Origin of the sequence: Streptococcus sp. HMSC072D03, from assembly GCF_001812855.1 — a bacterium.
GTDB classification, from domain to species: Bacteria; Bacillota; Bacilli; order Lactobacillales; family Streptococcaceae; genus Streptococcus; species Streptococcus salivarius_D.
The window spans coordinates 20,155-39,395 of sequence record NZ_KV810618.1 but is presented as its reverse complement, the minus strand read 5'-3'; the positions used below and the strand labels follow the sequence as shown (position 1 = coordinate 39,395).

18 protein-coding genes, 2 tRNA genes and 1 other RNA gene are annotated in these 19,241 nt (G+C 40.5%); 3 read left to right on the top strand and 18 right to left on the bottom strand.

Features of this window, described 5'->3' with window-relative positions; translation table 11 throughout:
• Positions 1–98 precede the first annotated feature (98 nt).
• From pbp2b to argF, 11 genes are all read right to left on the bottom strand, one after another.
• On the bottom strand, positions 99–2,213 hold the full coding sequence (gene pbp2b, locus HMPREF2877_RS01795) for a penicillin-binding protein PBP2B (RefSeq protein WP_070578406.1): 2,115 nt from the start codon (positions 2,211–2,213) through the stop codon (positions 99–101).
• 122 nt (positions 2,214–2,335) lie between these two features.
• A complete protein-coding gene (locus HMPREF2877_RS01790; protein ID WP_014633407.1) occupies positions 2,336–3,172 on the bottom strand; it encodes an NAD(P)H-hydrate dehydratase in 837 nt (278 codons plus the stop codon).
• Positions 3,173–3,175: 3 nt separating this feature from the next.
• Positions 3,176–4,030, bottom strand: a complete 855-nt coding sequence (locus HMPREF2877_RS01785) for a bifunctional methylenetetrahydrofolate dehydrogenase/methenyltetrahydrofolate cyclohydrolase (RefSeq protein ID WP_002889033.1) — start codon at positions 4,028–4,030, stop codon at positions 3,176–3,178.
• A 149-nt stretch (positions 4,031–4,179) separates the two neighbouring features.
• Complete coding sequence (locus tag HMPREF2877_RS01780) at positions 4,180–4,956, bottom strand: alpha/beta fold hydrolase (RefSeq protein WP_013990915.1); 777 nt, start codon at positions 4,954–4,956, stop codon at positions 4,180–4,182.
• Between the two features lie 149 nt (positions 4,957–5,105).
• Positions 5,106–5,246, bottom strand: coding sequence for a FeoB-associated Cys-rich membrane protein (locus HMPREF2877_RS10510; RefSeq protein WP_002890392.1), 141 nt, complete (start codon positions 5,244–5,246; stop codon positions 5,106–5,108).
• A gap of 17 nt (positions 5,247–5,263) precedes the next feature.
• Positions 5,264–7,402 (bottom strand): ferrous iron transport protein B, encoded by a 2,139-nt coding sequence (gene feoB / locus HMPREF2877_RS01775; RefSeq protein WP_070578403.1) that lies wholly within the window; start codon positions 7,400–7,402, stop codon positions 5,264–5,266.
• The gene (locus HMPREF2877_RS01770) at positions 7,399–7,875 is read right to left on the bottom strand and encodes a ferrous iron transport protein A (RefSeq protein WP_037599232.1); all 477 of its coding nucleotides are present in this window, start codon (positions 7,873–7,875) and stop codon (positions 7,399–7,401) included. Before HMPREF2877_RS01770 ends, feoB begins: the two co-directional genes overlap by 4 nt.
• Before the next feature lie 171 nt (positions 7,876–8,046).
• The gene (locus tag HMPREF2877_RS01765; RefSeq protein ID WP_013990918.1) at positions 8,047–8,781 is read right to left on the bottom strand and encodes an amino acid ABC transporter ATP-binding protein; all 735 of its coding nucleotides are present in this window, start codon (positions 8,779–8,781) and stop codon (positions 8,047–8,049) included.
• Positions 8,781–9,461: an amino acid ABC transporter permease gene (locus HMPREF2877_RS01760; RefSeq protein ID WP_002886081.1), complete on the bottom strand. Its 681-nt coding sequence runs from the start codon at positions 9,459–9,461 to the stop codon at positions 8,781–8,783. The genes HMPREF2877_RS01765 and HMPREF2877_RS01760 overlap by 1 nt, the downstream gene beginning before the upstream one ends.
• A gap of 312 nt (positions 9,462–9,773) precedes the next feature.
• Entirely contained in the window at positions 9,774–10,004 is a 231-nt protein-coding gene (locus HMPREF2877_RS01755) for a DUF1797 family protein (RefSeq protein WP_070578400.1), read from the bottom strand.
• A gap of 68 nt (positions 10,005–10,072) precedes the next feature.
• Positions 10,073–11,053, bottom strand: coding sequence for an ornithine carbamoyltransferase (gene argF, locus HMPREF2877_RS01750; RefSeq protein ID WP_070578398.1), 981 nt, complete (start codon positions 11,051–11,053; stop codon positions 10,073–10,075).
• A 242-nt stretch (positions 11,054–11,295) separates the two neighbouring features.
• Between argF and HMPREF2877_RS01745 the strand changes: the two genes are divergently transcribed.
• The 3 genes from HMPREF2877_RS01745 (at position 11,296) to HMPREF2877_RS01735 (ending at position 14,479) form a co-directional block, all read left to right on the top strand.
• Positions 11,296–13,566, top strand: coding sequence for an ATP-dependent Clp protease ATP-binding subunit (locus tag HMPREF2877_RS01745; protein ID WP_070578394.1), 2,271 nt, complete (start codon positions 11,296–11,298; stop codon positions 13,564–13,566).
• Between the two features lie 142 nt (positions 13,567–13,708).
• Positions 13,709–14,167 (top strand): NUDIX hydrolase, encoded by a 459-nt coding sequence (locus HMPREF2877_RS01740; RefSeq protein WP_070578391.1) that lies wholly within the window; start codon positions 13,709–13,711, stop codon positions 14,165–14,167.
• 9 nt (positions 14,168–14,176) lie between these two features.
• A complete protein-coding gene (locus HMPREF2877_RS01735; protein WP_002885967.1) occupies positions 14,177–14,479 on the top strand; it encodes a DUF1827 family protein in 303 nt (100 codons plus the stop codon).
• 45 nt (positions 14,480–14,524) lie between these two features.
• On the opposite strand, the gene HMPREF2877_RS01730 is transcribed toward HMPREF2877_RS01735, so the two are convergent.
• The 7 genes from HMPREF2877_RS01730 to HMPREF2877_RS01700 all read right to left on the bottom strand — a co-directional run bounded on the left by HMPREF2877_RS01730 (position 14,525) and on the right by HMPREF2877_RS01700 (position 19,133).
• Positions 14,525–15,487, bottom strand: a complete 963-nt coding sequence (locus HMPREF2877_RS01730; RefSeq protein ID WP_013990922.1) for a Gfo/Idh/MocA family protein — start codon at positions 15,485–15,487, stop codon at positions 14,525–14,527.
• Between the two features lie 79 nt (positions 15,488–15,566).
• Positions 15,567–16,250, bottom strand: coding sequence for a TVP38/TMEM64 family protein (locus tag HMPREF2877_RS01725; protein WP_070578388.1), 684 nt, complete (start codon positions 16,248–16,250; stop codon positions 15,567–15,569).
• A gap of 82 nt (positions 16,251–16,332) precedes the next feature.
• Complete coding sequence (locus HMPREF2877_RS01720) at positions 16,333–16,953, bottom strand: DUF3862 domain-containing protein (RefSeq protein ID WP_070578385.1); 621 nt, start codon at positions 16,951–16,953, stop codon at positions 16,333–16,335.
• Between the two features lie 45 nt (positions 16,954–16,998).
• Positions 16,999–17,348: a transfer-messenger RNA gene (gene ssrA / locus HMPREF2877_RS01715) on the bottom strand.
• 249 nt (positions 17,349–17,597) lie between these two features.
• Positions 17,598–17,669 (bottom strand) — tRNA-Arg (locus HMPREF2877_RS01710).
• Positions 17,670–17,738: 69 nt separating this feature from the next.
• On the bottom strand, positions 17,739–18,941 hold the full coding sequence (gene rpsA / locus HMPREF2877_RS01705; RefSeq protein WP_003094841.1) for a 30S ribosomal protein S1: 1,203 nt from the start codon (positions 18,939–18,941) through the stop codon (positions 17,739–17,741).
• A gap of 120 nt (positions 18,942–19,061) precedes the next feature.
• Positions 19,062–19,133 (bottom strand) — tRNA-Gln (locus HMPREF2877_RS01700).
• Positions 19,134–19,241: the final 108 nt, after the last annotated feature.

The window sequence follows — 19,241 nt, the reverse complement described above, 5'->3', positions numbered from 1 at the left end:
TTTGTCACTTTCATGGATAAGTCTTTACCCAAGAACAAATACTCAAACACTATATCACAGAAAAATCCCTCGTGCAAGGCACAAGAGATTTTAGATATTTAGTGAGTATTTTGATAAAGCTCCATGATAGATTTTACCGCATTTTGTTGGGCCTTGCTCTTAGAATCTAGAGCGTGTGGATACATAATACCTACAGCCAGCTTAGTGCCATCTTTGGCAGTCGCATAGGCAACCGCATTAAGGTTAACCGTTGTTACAGAATTACCGGAACCATCCGTCGCATATGTTTCGGCTGTCCCTGTTTTACCACTAATCGGAATGATAGAACTTGCCATAGCTTTACCAGTCGCAAGGCTAGAGCCAGAATTGACCACATCATTGAAACCTTGTTGGATAAGGCCTAATTGCTCAGAATCGAGAGGTAAGGTATTTAATACACGTGTATCTACCGTTGAAGATAGAGTTCCTAGACTACCATTAGCTCCTGCATCGTAGATACCTCCAACAATATGGGGTGCTACACGTTTACCACCATTGGCAATTGAAGCAACATACTGAGCCAGCTGAATGGTTGTATAAGAGTCGTACTGACCAAAGGCCTCTGTCAAGACGTTGGCTACATTGTAATTCTTAGAAATGTAACCTTCTGATTCTCCAGGTAAATCAAGTCCTGTAGACACCCCCATACCAAAATCAGCATAGGTGTCACGAAGCGTCGTCATGGCCTTATCCATATTGTCAGTCGACAAGGCCATACCTGGAACATACTGTTGGCCAAGTAGTTTAATTGCAATCTGCACCATATAGGTATTTGATGAGTATTCTAGAGCCTGTGTCGCGGTAATAGCACGGCTACCTTGGTCTGTAAACCAAGATGTGATAGGGGCTGAACCGGCAATGTTGATGGGTTGGTCAGTCAAGACCTGATTTCCATAAATGGCACCTGAACGCCAACCAGCAGTTAAGGTTGCTCCCTTAACAACAGATCCTGGGATGAAGACATCAGTGATTGTTCCTAAGGCATTGGCCTTAAAATCTTGTGCTCCTTGTTCATGTTTTTGCCCTGCCATAGCAAGTACAGCACCAGTGTCAGCATTCATAACCACTGCATACATTCCTTCAGAATAGGTAGCTTTATTCGCTGAAATCTCTGAAGAGAGCTGTTGACCTAGGATATCTTCAACTCCCTTTTGGAAATCAAGGTCGATGGTCAACTGCAGATTGTTTCCCTTGCTACCCTTTTGAGTGATTTTATCACTAGCAACTTCGCCTTCCTTGTCTACTGTAATCTCACGAACAGTATGTTTTCCTTGCAGTTTCTCCTCATATTCTTTTTCTAGATAAGAAGTTCCTACACGGTCATTAAGGGCATACCCTTTCTTGAGGTATTCCTTGGCATCTTCTTGTGGTAAACCTGCTTCCGAACTTGAGACTTTCCCGATGAGAGGTGACAAGGCTGAATCAACCGTATGACGTTCCCAATCCTTAGCAACCGTAATACCATTGAGTTCCTTCTGTTTAGCTGCTACAATCGCAATTTGTTCAGGTGTCAAGTCTCCTGTTTTCAATGTAACTGTTGAGAAATTAGAAACAGCATTCATCTGTGAGTAAATGTAGACAATCTTAAGCTCATCCTCAGAGTAATCCACTGCTTCATCAGGAACTGCATCAACAGCATTGTTGTAAATAGTAGCTTCAGCTAATTTATTACCAAATTTATCTGTTTTCTTGTCGTTTGGAAGATCATTAACAACACGCTTATAAGTGGCAGAGTCCGCTAGATAGAAATCTCGTTTTTGACGTGCTGTTACCTTCGTTTCCGTCAGAGTCACCATGGTCGCCAACTTTTCAGCGACCTTCTTCATCGTATCTGATGACACCAAATTGCTACGTGTGAAGGTGATAACATCCTTACTCTGGTTGGTCGTGAGGGCAACCCCTTTAGCATCAAAGATTTGCCCACGTTCGCTTGCAATCCTAACTGTATACTTAGAATTATCCTCTAATTTCTTCGTATAAAACGATTTGTTATAAACCTGCATATAGGTCAAACGTGCAAAAAGCAACAAAAAAAGGACAAAGACTACACCAAAAAGCAAGTAAACACGACGGGAGATGTTTACTGGCTTTCTAGGTTTATTCGCTCGTTTTTCTTTTCGTTTTTGGCGCCGTTTTTCCCATTTTTGACTGAGTTTTTTCGAAAATAATGTCACTTTTTTTCCTCTATATTCTCATAAAAATTCTCTTTTATTTTATCACAAATAAGCTTTAGCAAACTTAAAAAAATGTCGAAATCTAAAAAAAACTTGCCTCAATATAAGACATGTTTTTTAGATTATAATGACAACTTTTTCATCCAGCTAGGAATGGCTTTACTGATATGAGTCGGTAAAACCACATAGGCATTTTTAGCCAGATCATCTGCGATAGCTGAGTGAAGCCAGACAGCAACTGTAACTGCTTTATAAGAGTCAATTGAAGCGAATTGGGCCAGAAAACCAGTAATCATACCAGCCAGAGTATCTCCCATGCCTCCTGTAGCTTGATAGGGCCCTCCAACTTCTAAATGAGCTACTGTTTCACCTTGATAGACAGCCGTCTTGTGACTCTTGGCAACTAGGATTGTCTCAGCTTGGAACTCTCCCAGGGCTTTCTGAGTGTTAGAGACTGTCTGCTCTGGAATCCTTAAACCAGACAAGCGTTCCCATTCTTTTTGATGTGGAGTGAGAGTAAGGTGACAATCTGGTAAGTCCTTCTTAGTCTTCTTAGCCAAAAGATTAAGAGCTGAGCCATCAACAACCAAGTTCTGATCTGCCCTAATATTTGCCAACACCAAGTCCATAGCTTGACTAGCTACACCATCCTCACCTAGGCCAGAACCGATTAATACCACATCAGCTGCCCTAAGATTATCAAGAAATCTTTCAGTCTCTCTAAGGTCAAAAGCCATGGCTTCAGGGAGATGGGCATGAAGGGCTGTGATATTTTCACGATCCGTAGCCACTGTGACCAGACCTGCCCCACTATTGACACAAGCTATGGCAACCATAATAATGGCACCACCATAAGGGTAAAGCCCACCAACTAAAAGCACTCGACCGTAAGAACCCTTATGAGACTCTCTCAAGCGAGGTTTTATCACTTGCCTAGCTAAATCGTCATCAACTTTCATAAACTATCCTTTCGCACTACGAAGAGCAGCTTGATAGGTCTGTTCCATAAGCATGGTAATGGTCATAGGGCCTACACCACCTGGAACAGGCGTGATCATGCCAACCTTATCTTTCACTTGATCGAAATCAACGTCACCACAAAGTTTGCCTTCTTCATCACGGTTGATTCCCACATCAATGACAACGGCACCCTCTTTGACATAGTCTTCTGTTACAAATTTTGCACGTCCAATAGCTACAATCAAGACATCTGCCTTGCTACAAACCTTAGCCAAATGCGGTGTTCGTGAGTGGGTCAAGGTAACTGTAGCATTTTTTTCCAAAAGTAGCTGAGCCATAGGTTTACCAACAATGTTACTGCGTCCGATAATAACCGCTGTCTTACCTTCTAATTCAACATTGTACTCACGAAGGATTTCCATAATCCCAGCTGGTGTACAAGGCACCATTTGACGGCGACCATTCCAAAGATTACCAGTATTCATAGGATGGAAACCATCGACATCTTTTTTAGGATCAATAGCCAAAAGAATACGCATTTCATTAATATGATTTGGCAATGGCAACTGAACCAAAATACCATGGAATAGCGGATCCTGATTATATTGCTCAATAACCTCAATCAATTCTTCCTCGCTGATACTCTCAGAAAGGTTGACTGTCTGGCTATGGAAACCAGCCTTTTTAGCAGCACGTTCCTTGTTGCGCACATAAACCTGACTAGCCGGGTTGTCACCAACCATAATTACCACTAGTCCTGGCACAATCCATTCCTTTTCTTTAAGGCGTTCTACCTTTTCATGCAAATGATCCTGCATTTTAGCAGCTAGGGCCTTACCATCCATTATTATCGCCATGGGTGTTCTCCAATACATACTTTTTCTCAATTATACCATAGTGATGGCTCTTTGTGACTAAATTTTCTAAATTTTCAAAAAGACATCTTAAATACGAAACTAAAAAAGCTGGAATCACCTTCCAACTTTTTTCTGATTATGCTTCGTGACTAGTCCACAAAACCATTTTGCTGACTCCAGCCCTTAATAACCTTCAAGGTCTTCTGCTGGAATTTGCCACTTTCATACATGTGATCTGCACCTGTTAAGGAAACGAGAACGGAATCACGGTAGTTCTTAGCCGTTCTTCTGGCAATATTAGGATGAGTCATCTTATCCTTAGTCCCAGAAATGACGAGAACAGGACATGAAATCTGACTAAAGTCAACGTAAGCTGCTTTTGTCTTATCAAACCAATGAAGAGCCATCTGAGTATAAACTTTTCCTGATTCAGGAACCAGATCAGCAAAAACTTCCTCTTTCAAAGATTCCTCTTGTTCATTCATGCAATACTTGAAAAACTCTTTTTTATATGGAGGCATGGCCTTTTTCCAAAATCCCCAGCGTAAAAAGTGTTTGCCAAAACAAGCTAACATGGTTGGATAAAAGGCGTAGATATCTGCTGTCGGAGCAGGTCCCATGAGAATCATACCTGCAACCTCAGTCTTTTCAGCAACCATTTGAGCCACCAGACAACCTAAAGAGTGTCCCAAAATAAGTGGTGGTTGGTCTAGACTTTCAATCAAAGCCACTAAATCATCTCGATAGTCCTGCAGGGTAACAGTCCCAACCTTAGCTAGGCACTCTTGATAAGGTAGGTCATGGTAACGAAAGCTAGGTGTATGCACCTTATATCCCATTTGACGTAGACCTGTCGCAAATTCTCCCCAAACATTGCCATCACACCAGGTCCCATGAATTAGGACAATCTCTTTGTTCAAAACCATTCCTTATACATCTCCCTTTTTTGTTAAAAATTTAGATTATTTATCTATCTTATAGTATCACACTTCCAACCTAGATACCTTTATACATTTCTTACAATCGTAAGAAAATGGTCTCTTAAATGAATAAGAGACCATTTTTCTATATATTATCAGCGATTAGCCTTGTGCATTTCTTCCTTAACCGGACAAGAACACTCGCAATCGCCACAAGATCCTTTTCCTTTGATATAGTGACGGATGCCAAGACCAGCTAAAGCAAAAATAATGAAAGCAATGATAAAGGTAGACATAACAATTCCTCCTAAACCTAAATATGAGCTTCTTGAAGATTATCCAAGCTAATGATTTGATCCTTAATCTGACGTGGTTTACGAACAACAAAGTAAATCATCGTTACTAAAAGTAAGAAAGCAACAAAAGTCCAAATCGTCATTGACTTGCCGTACAGGATAACTTGACCAAACTGGTAAAGGATTAAACTCACACAATAAGCTAGACCTGTTTGGAAACCGATAGCCCCAACTGTCCATTTCAGATTGGCCATTTCACGCTTAATAGCTCCAATAGCCGCAAAACATGGCGCACAAAGCAAGTTAAAAATCAAGAAGGAATAGGCAGCTAAGGAAGAATAATCTCCTCGTAGAGCCGCAGCCAGACCCGCCTCACTGCTATTATGATAGAGAATACCAAAGGTGGCAACAACGGTCTCCTTGGCAGCTAAACCTGTGAGAGCCGCAACTGTTGCCTTCCAATTTCCAAATCCGAGTGGGTCAAAAATCCAAGACAAGCCCTTCCCTATAGTCGCCAAAATGCTAACTTCCGTATCTACAGTATGTAGGGTAAAGTTGTAGTTAGACATAAACCAGATAAGAACCGTCAAACTGAAAATGATGGTTCCCGCACGTTTGACAAAACTCATAGCCTTACCAAAGGCATAACGCAAGACCGACATGGCTTTAGGCCAGTGGTAGGCAGGCAATTCCATAATAAACGGACTGGTTAAACCACCCAAAAAACTCGTCTTTTTGAGGGCAATACCTGATAGGATAATAGCAGCCATCCCAATAAAATAGGTACTTGGTGCTACTAAAGAATTACTAGGGAAGAAAGCTCCAGCAATCAAGGCAATAATTTCTAACTTGGCCGAACAAGGCATGAAGGTTGTCGTCATAATGGTAATGCGACGGTCCCTTTCATTTTCAATGGTTCGACTAGACATAACCGCTGGTACCCCACAACCTGTAGAAATCAACATAGGAATAAAGGATTTCCCAGAAAGTCCAAAACGACGGAAAATACGGTCCATAACAAAGGCAATACGACTCATATATCCAATGTCCTCAAGCACACCCAAACAGATAAAGAGCACAAAGATTTGAGGTAGGAATCCTAGCACTGTCCCAATCCCAGCGACAATCCCATCAACAATCAAAGACTTAAGCCAGTCCTGAACTTGAAGATAGTCAAGACCAGAAGTTACCAAATCTGGAACATACTTACCAAAAAGCACATCGTTAGCCCAGTCTGTCCACATGGTTCCAACAGTCTGAATAGATAAGAAATAAACCAAATACATAACTGCTGCGAAAATTGGCAAGGCCAAAATACGGTTGGTAACAATTCTATCAATCTTATCTGACAAGGTCAGAGCAAAATCTTCTGTATGACTTTGGGCCATCTGACAAACTCGTTCGATAAAGGCATAACGCTCATTAATGACAATTGACTCCGCATCTTCGGTGAAAACTTCCTCAGTGATTCGAATGATGTCTTTGATTTCTTTTCGTTGGAAGGGGGACAAGTCTAGCTCAGCCTCAACTAAAGCATCGTGTTCAAAGAGTTTAATGGCGTAAAAACGCGCAGACCTTTGCGGCACCGAATTTCCCAAGACTTCCAAAATTTGTGAGATGGCAGCTTCTAATTTATCATCATAAATTGGAAAAGCAATGTCAGCAACTGTAGAGGTTGTCGTATGAGCCGCCTTCTTCACAACCTGATCAATACCAGTTTGCTTGAGAGCGCTAGTGGCTACTACTGGTACACCTAGATGATAAGATAATTTATCAACATTAATCTGCTTTCCCTGAGCCTCTAAAACATCACTCATGTTAAGCGCTAAAGTGACTGGAATACCTGTCTCAATCAACTGCGTTGTCAGATAAAGGTTACGCTCCAAATTTGTTGCATCGACTACATTTAAAATGCTGTCTGCCCTTTGGCTCAACAAATAGTCACGCGCCACCTTTTCTTCAGGGCTATAGGGTGACATTGAGTAAATCCCTGGTAAATCCTGGATTTCTAAATCCTTATTCTTTTTGACCAGACCACTTTTTCGTTCCACAGTAACACCTGGCCAGTTACCAACACGCTGATTGTTTCCTGTTATCAGGTTAAATAAACTGGTTTTACCACTATTAGGATTACCTATTAATGCAATTTCTGTCATTTTTCCTCTCCCTCATCCAGCATGACCACACTAATCATTTGCGCTTCCGACTTGCGTAGGGTTAATTCGTACCCTCTCAAACTAATTTCTAGAGGATCTCCCAAAGGGGCTACCTTACGCAACAACACTCGAGTACGCTTTGTAATTCCCATATCCATAAGACGTCGTTTGGTTTCATTGGCTGAAAAAATATCAGTAACGATAGCCGAACGTCCAACTGGTAATTCAGAAAGAGGTATCTTCTCCTGATCTTCCTCGGCAGGTGCCAAATCAATCTTATCCAGAATCGACGCATCAAAGGCTAAGCGACTCCCTTTAACGATAATAATAGCACTGTTCTTGGTCTTAGTTACCACCTCAATCGTTTCACCGGCAGCCAACCCTAGGTTAGATAAGTGCAAAAGACTATCCTTAGGGAGGTTAATGCCAAGAATCCGGTAAGGCGTTTTTAAGGCCGCATCATATATGAGCATATTTCTTGACCTACTTTATTATTTTTGATACGGCATCATTATAGCATATTTATCCATCTTTTCCGCAATATTATCCTAAACAAGAATGATTCTAGAAAAGCAGAACACAAAAAGAAAAGGCCGGAAAAGTTCCAGCCTTCACAAACAATGTATATATACTTAATGAATATCTTACAAAACCTTACTCAAGAAATCCTTGGTACGATCTTCCTTAGTATTATCGAAGATCTCTTGTGGTGTCCCTTCTTCGACAATGACACCGCCATCCATAAAGATGACACGATCTGCCACTTCATAAGCAAAGCCCATTTCGTGGGTAACGATTGCCATTGTCATCCCTGACTTAGCAAGGTCCTGCATAACTGATAGAACTTCACCAACCATTTCTGGGTCAAGGGCTGATGTTGGTTCGTCAAATAAGAGAACGTCTGGATCCATAGCCAAACCACGTGCGATAGCGATACGTTGTTGCTGACCACCTGATAGACTTGTTGGGTAGGCATCTGCCTTATCTTTCAAGCCAACCTTTTCTAAAAGTTCCATAGCCTTTGCTTCTGCATCAGCTTTAGAAACACCCTTAGTCTTAATTGGTGACAAGGTGATATTTTCTTTAACTGTCATATTAGGGAAGAGGTTAAACTGTTGGAAAACCATCCCCATCTTCTCACGCATTTTGAAAATGTCGTTATTTTTATCTGTAATATCCACACCTTCAAAAGAGATAACACCTTTTGTAGGTTTCTCAAGCAAGTTCATTGAGCGTAGGAAGGTAGATTTTCCTGATCCTGAAGGACCGATGATAACCACTACCTCACCCTTTTTAATATCTAGATCAATCCCTTTGAGAACTTCGTTCTTACCAAAATACTTGTGAAGATTTTTAATCTCAATAATTGTTTCTGCCATTATTTACGTCCCTCCCCAAGTCGTTTTTCCATTTGTTTCAAGAGTGCCGTCATAGCCGTTGTCACAATCAAATAATAGAAGGCTGCGAACAAGAGCGGCGTCAAGGTCAAGTATGTTGTTGTTGCAACAGTTTGTGCACCATTCCACAATTCCATAACCCCGATGGTTTGCAAGAGCGAACTATCCTTGATAATAGTAACAAACTCGTTACCCAAGGCAGGCAAGATATTTTTAATAGCTTGAGGCAAGACCACATAACGCATGGTGTTCCATGGACGGATACCAAGTGAGTAGGCAGCTTCAACCTGACCTTTAGGAATAGACTCGATACCTGCACGCACACTCTCAGAAATATAAGCACCACTGTTCAAAGAAAGGACGATAATACCTGGAACGATACGTGACAAATCAAGGTTCAAAATGCCAAACTGAACAGTTGGAAGATTCATATGGATGAGGTTAAAAGCAATCATAATCTGTACAACCATAGGAGTCCCACGGAAAACCCAAACATAAAGGCTTACCAACCACTCCAAAGGTTTGATTCCAGAACGCTTGGCCAAGGATACCAAAACCCCAAGGATGGTTCCGAAGAAGACCACGCAGACCGAAATCATAATTGTTACTAAGACACCATAGTTAAAGTAAGACCAAAACTGTGGTAGAAATGAAAAATTCATCTAGATACTCCTTACTAATATTCTTCAATATTATATCAGAAGACTGTATAATAATAAAGTATTTTCTTATAAATGCGATATTTCAGTATAAAAACTAAGTTATAGACCTAGCTAGCAAAACTCTCAAGCAATACACCGTATGTCTTTCTAAGATGACATTTTCACAAAAGATTTGCCAATGAGTTGAGATACTGCTGTTTTGGCAAGCCATACAAGCATCACCCGATACTTTCATCCTGATAAAAATGCCTGAAACTATCGAGTTTCAGGCATTCTGATTTTTGGAACCTTGTAAAGTTCCAAAATAATTTATTAGTAAAGCAAATCGTAGATTTCCATTGCAATCAAGTCGATGCTATCAAATGAATAAGATTCACGTGCTTCAACGTCACGCAATGTGAAAACTGGACCATTTTCAGAATCGTTGCTAAATGATACTTCGGCAACAACCACTCCTTCACGTTCAAAATTACGTTTCAAATTACCACCATCAGCCGCCATCATTTCAAGACGGTTAATGATTCTCACCAAATGTGATTCCATGTTATTTCTCCTATTAATTGTGTATTTCTTACTTATTTTATCACACTTATGGGAAAAATGGGGGAATTTTAAATATTTTTCAAGGAATTGTACATAATGGCCTTGATAGAATGCATACGATTCTCAGCTTCTTGGAAGATGATATCACTGTATTTTTGGAAGACTTGATCAGTGATTTCTAACTCTGCCAAACCATATTTGTCATAGATTTCTTGCCCAATTTGGGTATTGAGATCATGAAAGGCTGGGAGGCAATGCATAACGATGACATCTGGATTTGCTGTCTTGGCAAGTAGGTCTGCATTAATCTGATAAGGCAAAAGTAAATCAATACGAGATTTAAAGTCTACTTCTTCACCCATAGATACCCAGACATCCGTATAAAGCATATCCACTCCCTTGACCTCTGAAATATCATCTGTAATGGTTAAATCGGCACCATTATTATGTTTCTGAGCTAAAGCTACAATCTCATCTTCAGGTTGCAGCACCTCTGGGGCAATAATCTTGACATTAACGCCTAAAATAGCCGAAGTGACCAAAAGTGAGTTGGCCATATTATTTCTACCATCTCCAATATAGGCGATGGTCAAGCCTTCCAAACTACCAAAACGCTCCTTCAAAGTCATGAAATCCGCAATCATTTGCGTTGGATGCCAGGTATCCGTCAAACCATTCCAGACCGGAACACCTGAGTACTTAGCCAAATCCTCGACATCTTCTTGCTTAAACCCACGGTATTCGATTCCATCAAACATAGAACCAAGCACCTTGGCTGTATCAACAACAGATTCCTTTTTACCTAACTGAATGTCTCCAGCACCAAGGTAGGTCACATTCATACCTAGGTCCTGACCAGCCACTGTAAAAGCTGAGCGAGTTCTTGTAGATGTTTTTTCAAAAATCAAGGCAATATTTAAGCCATCTAAATATTTATGCGGAATTTTTTCCTTCTTTAGCTGTTTAAATTTTATAGATAAACCGATCAACTCCTCAAGTTCCTGCTTGGTAAAGTCGATTTCTTTCAAAAATGATTTAGCTTGTGTCATAGGTATCTCTCTTTCGTTCTGAATAATATAAAAACATTATATAATATTTATACATTTTAGACAAGCGTTTTTGAATTAAAATTCAATGTTAGCACTCTTATTAAGAGAGTGCCAAACCTAGATGCTTTTTACTTGCAATCTACCTTCCGCATGCTATAATGGAGTCATAGATTTGACCTTTTTTGACCAAGATTGTTTTCAATAAAGGTCTTTCCCAATTCAGATAGAAAAGAGGTACTGATATGCTCTGTCAAAACTGTAACCTTAATGAAGCTAGTATTCATTTGTATACCAATGTCAATGGTAATCAGCAACAAGTTGACCTCTGTCAAAATTGTTATAAAATCATGAAATCTGACCCAGAGAACCCCCTCAATCAATTCAATCAAACAGGAGGTTCCAACTTCTTCGACGATTTCTTCAGCGACCTAAATAACTTCCGTTCTTCTAACGGCGATCTTCCCAATACACCTCCAACACAAGAAGGAGGTAACCAAGGAAACGGTGGCAATACACAAGGGCCAGGCCGTCCAGGAGGACCACGCCAACAAGCTCCTCAACAGCCACAAGGTCTTCTTGAAGAGTTCGGCATTAACATCACTGACATCGCTCGTCGTGGAGACATTGATCCTGTTATTGGTCGTGACGAGGAAATCATTCGTGTCATCGAAATTCTTAACCGCCGTACCAAGAACAATCCCGTCCTCATCGGTGAACCCGGTGTCGGTAAGACTGCTGTCGTTGAAGGTCTAGCTCAAAAAATTGTAGATGGTAGTGTGCCACAGAAACTCCAAGGCAAACAAGTCATCCGTCTTGATGTGGTCAGCCTGGTTCAAGGGACTGGTATCCGTGGCCAATTTGAAGAACGCATGCAAAAACTCATGGAAGAAATTCGTCAACGTCAGGATGTTATCCTATTTATTGATGAAATCCATGAAATCGTAGGAGCTGGTAATGCCGGGGATGGCAATATGGATGCTGGAAACATCCTAAAACCTGCCCTTGCTCGTGGGGAACTTCAACTGGTCGGAGCAACTACACTCAACGAATACCGCATCATCGAAAAAGATGCTGCCCTAGAGCGTCGTATGCAACCAGTTAAGGTTGACGAACCAACGGTTGAGGAAACCATCACTATTTTGCGTGGTATCCAACCTAAATATCAAGACTACCACCATGTCAAATATACAGACGAAGCTATTACTGCAGCTGCAGAATTGTCCAACCGCTACATTCAAGACCGCTTCTTGCCAGACAAGGCCATCGACCTCCTCGATGAAGCTGGTTCGAAGATGAACTTGACCCTCAATTTTGTTGATCCTAAAGATATCGACAAACGTTTGATTGAGGCTGAAAACCTCAAGGCTCAAGCTACTCGTGACGAAGACTTTGAAAAAGCTGCCTATTTCCGTGATCAAATTGCCAAATACAAGGAAATGCAAAAACAAACCATTAAAGACCAAGATATGCCTGTCATCACAGAAAAACATATCGAAGCCATTGTGGAACAAAAAACCAATATCCCTGTCGGTGATTTGAAAGAAAAAGAACAATCACAACTTCTTAGTCTTGCTGATGATCTTAAATCACATGTTATTGGACAAGATGCCGCAGTTGATAAGATTGCCAAAGCCATCCGTCGTAATCGTGTTGGATTGGGTGCACCAAATCGCCCAATTGGTAGCTTCCTCTTCGTAGGTCCTACAGGAGTCGGTAAAACTGAACTCTCTAAACAATTGGCTATTGAACTCTTTGGTTCAGCTGACAGTATGATTCGTTTCGATATGTCAGAATACATGGAAAAACACGCCGTTGCCAAATTGGTCGGTGCCCCTCCAGGATATGTCGGTTACGATGAAGCTGGTCAGTTAACTGAAAAAGTCCGCCGTAATCCATATTCACTCATTCTTCTGGATGAGGTTGAAAAAGCTCACCCAGACGTTCTTCACATGTTCCTCCAAGTTCTTGACGACGGTCGCTTGACTGATGGTCAAGGGCGAACTGTAAGTTTCAAGGATACCATCATCATCATGACTTCAAATGCTGGTACAGGTAAAGTTGAAGCTAGTGTTGGCTTTGGAGCTGCCCGTGAAAATCGTACCAATTCTGTGCTTAACCAGCTTGGAGATTTCTTTAGCCCTGAATTCATGAACCGTTTTGACGGTATTATCGAATTCTCTGCCCTTAGCAAGGAAAATCTCCTCACTATCGTGGACCTCATGCTTGATAATGTCAACCAACGCTTGGCTAATAACGGTATCCACCTCAGTGTAACTGAGAAGGTTAAGGAAAAATTGGTTGACCTCGGTTACGATCCTAAGATGGGGGCTCGACCACTACGTCGTACCATCCAGGACCATATTGAAGACGCTATTACTGACTTCTACCTTGAAAACCCAAATGAAAAAGATCTCAAGGCAGTCATGACTTCAAAAGGCCACATCACCATTAAGTCTGCTAAAAAATCCGAAAAAACTGCTCAGAAAAATGAGACAGCAAAAGAAACTGATTAAATAAAGAAACCAAGTCATAACGACTTGGTTTCTTTATCTTTTCATTTCCTATTTTCAAATTTATCCCTAATTCTGCCTAAATCAATAGGAAAATGAGCAAAATTTTAGTATAATATAGGCAAATAAACGTAAGGAGCAACTCATGAATCCAACATTTGGTGACAAGGTTGGGGGAACTCATTATCAAACACGTTACGGTGTTTATGCTGTGATTCCTAACCAAGAAAATACAAAGATTATTTTAGTCCAGGCTCCTAACGGGGCTTGGTTTCTCCCAGGTGGAGAGATCGAAGCAGGCGAGGATCACTATAGCGCATTAGAACGCGAGTTAATTGAAGAACTTGGGTTTACAGCCACTTTGGGCCAGTACTATGGCCAGGCCGATGAATACTTCTATTCAAGCCACCGTGACACTTACTATTACAATCCAGCCTATATTTATGAAGTTGTAGATTTTTCAAAAATTGGCAAACCTCTTGAAGATTTCAATAATCTGGCTTGGTTTCCAATTGATGAAGCCATTGCTAAACTTAAACGTGGCAGTCATAAATGGGGAATCGAACAATGGAAAGAAACTAACACAACAACTGACAAATCCTAGGAGGAAACTATGAAACTCATTAATACGACCCGTACACACCAAGAACTCGTTCAAAACCAACTAGACAACACGGATGCCTTTCTCGTAGAGACCTACTCTGCTGGGAATACTGATGTTGTCTTTACACAAGCACCTAAGCATTATGAACTCTTGATTTCAAATAAACACCGTGCTGTTAAAGACAATGAATTAGAAGTTATCCGTGAATTCTTCCTCAAACGAAAAATCGACAAGGATATTGTTTTGATGGACAAACTCAGAACAGTACACACTGACAAATTGATTGAGATTTCATTCCCAACAACTGTATAAGACAAAACAAGCAATGGCTAATACCACTGCTTGTTTTTTTGTATGTTACAAAGCTTTCGAAGCTTGATCCAGAACTTCCATAACCTGACGACTATGTTCCAACCGCTTGGCAACACTGTCAAAATCCTTAGTAGCCACCATCTTTTCAAAAGCCACAAATTCATCATGCATACGATGTTGTGGACTATTGAGATTGACGACTCTCTCTTTCTGACCATTGAGAGTGACTCCAATCTCAGGAAGAGTATTGGTTGCACCAAAAATTGTAATAGCGCCCTTATCACCTTGTATAGTTGAACGAATCTCCGCACTACAATCTTTAGCTCCAATGGCAACAGCCTTAAAGTGACCATAGTCCAAAACTAGAATTCCTGACGTATCCACTCCTCGCTCCACATTAGGTAGATATTCCACACGATGAGGCTTTCCAAAAAGGCCAACCAGGAGATGGATATTATAGATATTAAGATCTCTAAGTGCTCCCCCACCCATTTCAGGGTTGAAGGCAGGAGCAATCTCTCCTCGCTTAAAGGCGTCATAACGTGACGAATATTGAGAATAATTGATATTCACAATCTTAACATCTCCAATATCAGACAAGGCTTCCTTAATCGCTGTAAAATTAGCCAAATATTGATTGGTAATAGCCTCCATCAAGAGAAGCTCTTTTTCTTGAGCAAGCTTAGCTAGCTCTTCAAACTCTTTCAAATGTAAGGTGAAGGGTTTCTCACAGATAACATGCTTGCCGGCCAAAAGTGCTTTCTTAGCATAATCATAGTGGGTATGGTTGGGCGTTCCCACATAAATCGTATCGACTTCTGGATTGGACAAAATTAACTCATAATCACTAGTCGCCTGAGACAAACCATATTGCTTAGCTAGGGCTTCTGCCTTATCAAGTGAGCGTGGTGTCGACAAGATAGCTTCAAGCTCAATGCCCTCAATAGTCGTTAACACAGGAAGAACCTCTGTCACAATCATTCCTGTACCCAATAATGCAAGTTTCATCAACTTACCTCCTTAATTTCTAATCTCTCTTTGAAACGGACTAACACTAAGGACAAACTCATAGGTGTTAAATTCTTCTTTAGTTACTTGAATGAAGCTCATTTTTTTCCTTCCTAAAATGGATAAAGTAAATGACGAGTGAGATAAAAAGCAAGATGGCAAGTACTGCCACTAATGGCATTCGGATTGGACGGATATTAAGCAACAAATCTCCACTAATTGCATAAACAATCGATACTGGCGTCACTCCAATAAGTGTCGCCAAAATCCTCGTCCTTGTGGGTAAATTCATTTGAACACAAGCATAATTGACCAGAGCTGATGGTATAAATGGAATAGAGAAGGCCAGTGAAATCCCAATAAAGCGATGCTTAAAGTTCTCAATATAGTTTAGAAGTTTCTCCATGCGTTTGGACTTCTCTGGCTTTTCAAGTCTTCTCAGAATTTCAAAACTAGTTAAATTCCCAAAAGTATTACCAATAATATTCATCGGAATCGCAAGCAAAGGGCCATAGAGTAGCCCAACAAAAATACAAAAAATAGAACTTGAAACTCTAGGAATAGCCGATGACAGAATCATGAGACTAAGAAGGATCAGTGCATTTTGGAAATTAGCCTGCTTAAAAACTTCTCTTAAAAAGGCTTGATCATGCTTAGCGTTGGTCCATTCCTTGATTAAGGGGATGAAGTTATTTAAAAGAGGCCATAAGAATACCAGTATTAAACCTGCTATCCCTATAAAAAATAGTCTTTTTTTAGTCATTACATCTCCATAATTTTAATCGCTCCTTTTATTATAACAAAAAAATGCCTTCATTGATTTAGAAAGGCATCTTTTACTGTGATTACTTGTTAATCAAATTTGCTTGCGACTTGTTTTCCAAGGCACCATTTTTAAAGTTAAGGGTAAGGCTACCTGTTTCACCCTTCTTAGCGACAAGGTTCGAAGACCAAAGTGCTTGTGTCATTGTTGCATCTGAAGAAACAGCAATCGAATAAACATCCGGTGTACCAAGAGTTTTGACAGCATCGTCATAGCTAGTTCCATTTTTGAGATTTTCGTACATCTTCAGTGTGATTTTAGGATCACGGACGTAAGAAAAGTTTGAAATTGACTTAACAACAGTGCTATTGTTAAAGAGTTTCGCTGTAACAACAACATTGTCATACTGCCAATTATAAACATCAAGCTTAGCATCTCCTGCCTGCTCCTGACTCGTTGATGAGGGTTCACCAAACCAGCCCTTCAAGCTATCAAGATTTGAGCCTCCTGAAAATTCCTGAGAAGCATTTGCCATGGTAATCTTATCAAAGTTCTGGCGAACATTCCCATGCTTAACGGTTAAAATCTTTGAGGCTTCATTATCCAAAGATCCCTTCGTCTCTGTCTTAGACGAAGATTTTCCACAAGTAGCTAGAGTAAAAAGTGAGAGACCTAAAACGGTCAAAGACAAAAGTTTTTTCATAATAAATTCCTATATATACAAATAAAAGGCTGACGCCTCTGGTTTTTATGGAGCCGGTGGGAGTCGAACCCACGTCCAAACACCTGCCAACATATTCGTCTACAACCATAGGTTATGTCTTTCATTTAACAGATAGACGACACATAACTCAAGCCTTCTATCTGCGAGCCTATAAATCTCTTTTCAACCAGCTAGGCAATGGTCAAACGTAGCTTATAAATCAATAAAACCTCTAAACAAACATAAGCAATCTGCTAGAAGTCACGCGAGCAGGTGTTTAGGCTGCTACAGCGTAAGAATTAGTATTTTTTGCAGTTATATTTAACTGAGCGTTTACGTCGCCACACGAGTCGCAGAATATGCCTCATAATGCCTGTCGAATCCGTAACGACCCCAATATGAGATACTGAGTATTATAGCAAATTTTTTAATCAATTGCAAAAGATTAGCCAAACTGCCTCCCCAATAAATCAACCATGGAATTGCTAATAAAGTAGCTTACTTTGGTTTTAGGATAAGCTAATAACTTTTTTCTGTATGCTTGTCTTTTCCCTTTCAATGCTAAAAGATTTTATAAAATACTTTCACTAAAACTTACCGAGTAAAAAACGTTGAGAGAACAAATCTTTCAACGCTTTTCTTTTTGCACCCTAAGGGAATCGAACCCCTATCTCAAGAACCGGAATCTTACGTGATATCCATTACACTAAGGGTGCTAACAGTATACTATTATAGCATACTCTAAAATAGAAAAAAAGACATGTTTCCATGCCTCTTTTTTTATCTTACAATTCGATATCTCCGAAAAGATCCGCCATTGAGAATCCAGATTGAGTTTCTGGAAGTTCGTAGTCACGTTTTTCTTGACGTTTTGGACGACGTGGACGTGATTGACGTTTTTCGTTGTTTTCGCCTTCAGCGTTAGCTGGACGTTCTTCAAGAGCTTTGATTGAAAGTGATACACGTTCTGCATCAGCGTTTACTTCAAGAACTTTAACAGTAACGTCTTGACCTACTGAAAGAACATCTTTTGGATTTTCAACACGTTTGTGTGAAATTTGTGAGATGTGAACAAGTCCATCGATACCTGGCAATACTTCAACGAAAGCACCGAAGTCAGTCAAGCGTTTAACTTTACCTTCGATAACATCACCAGCAGCAAGTTTTTGTTCAACGCCATCCCATGGTCCAGGTGTTGTTGCTTTAAGTGAAAGTGATACACGTCCTGCTTCTTCGTCGATAGCAAGAACTTTAACTTCAACTTCATCACCTACAGATACAACTGATTTAGGTGAAACGTTACGTTCATGAGACAATTCAGTCACGTGAACAAGTCCGTCAACACCACCAAGGTCGATGAAAGCACCGAAGCTTGTCAAACGAGCAACTTTACCAGTTACGATTGAACCAACTTCAAGTTTAGAGAAGACTTCTTTACGAGCTTCTGCAGCTTCTGCTTCAACAACTTCACGACGTGAAAGGATGAAACGGTTTTCAGCTGGATCAACTTCTTTAATTTTAGCGTCAAATTCTTGACCTACAAATTGTTCAGTGTTACGAACAAAACGAGTATCGATCATTGAAGCTGGAATAAATCCACGAAGACCTTCAAATTCAACTGAAAGTCCGCCTTTAACAGCGCGTGTTCCTTTAACAGTAACAACTTCTTCTTCACGACCAACAAGTTTATCCCAAGCTTTGCGAGCTTCCAAGCGTTTTTTAGATACAAGGTAAGTTACAGTATCAGTATCTTTACCAACAACTTGACGAAGAACAAGCACTTCAAGTGTTTCACCAACTTTAACAAGGTCTGCAACGTTTGCGTCACGGTCGTTTGTCAATTCACGACGTGTCAAAACACCTTCGATACCAGTTCCTTCGATAACAACATTTGCTTGATCATTATCTACTGAGATAACTTCAGCTGTTACAACGTCACCTGTGTTAACTTCGCTAACACTGTTTAGCAATTCTTCAAATTCGTTCATTCTAAAAAGATCCTCCAACAAGAGCCAGCCAATTCTGACCCTTGATAACAATATATTTTTAAAGGTACCCGCAAAGACAATGGTTAACTTAGACGGTGCCAATGCACCCGATACCTTTTACTGGGGTAGCTGGATTCGAACCAACGCATGAGGGAGTCAAAGTCCCTTGCCTTACCGCTTGGCTATACCCCAATAGCAAAATGCTATAAAAAAACATCTAAGTACTTGATATCGACTATCCCGATTCAGTTTCTTAGACATGGAGAGAGAGGGATTCGAACCCCCGAACCCGAAGGAGCG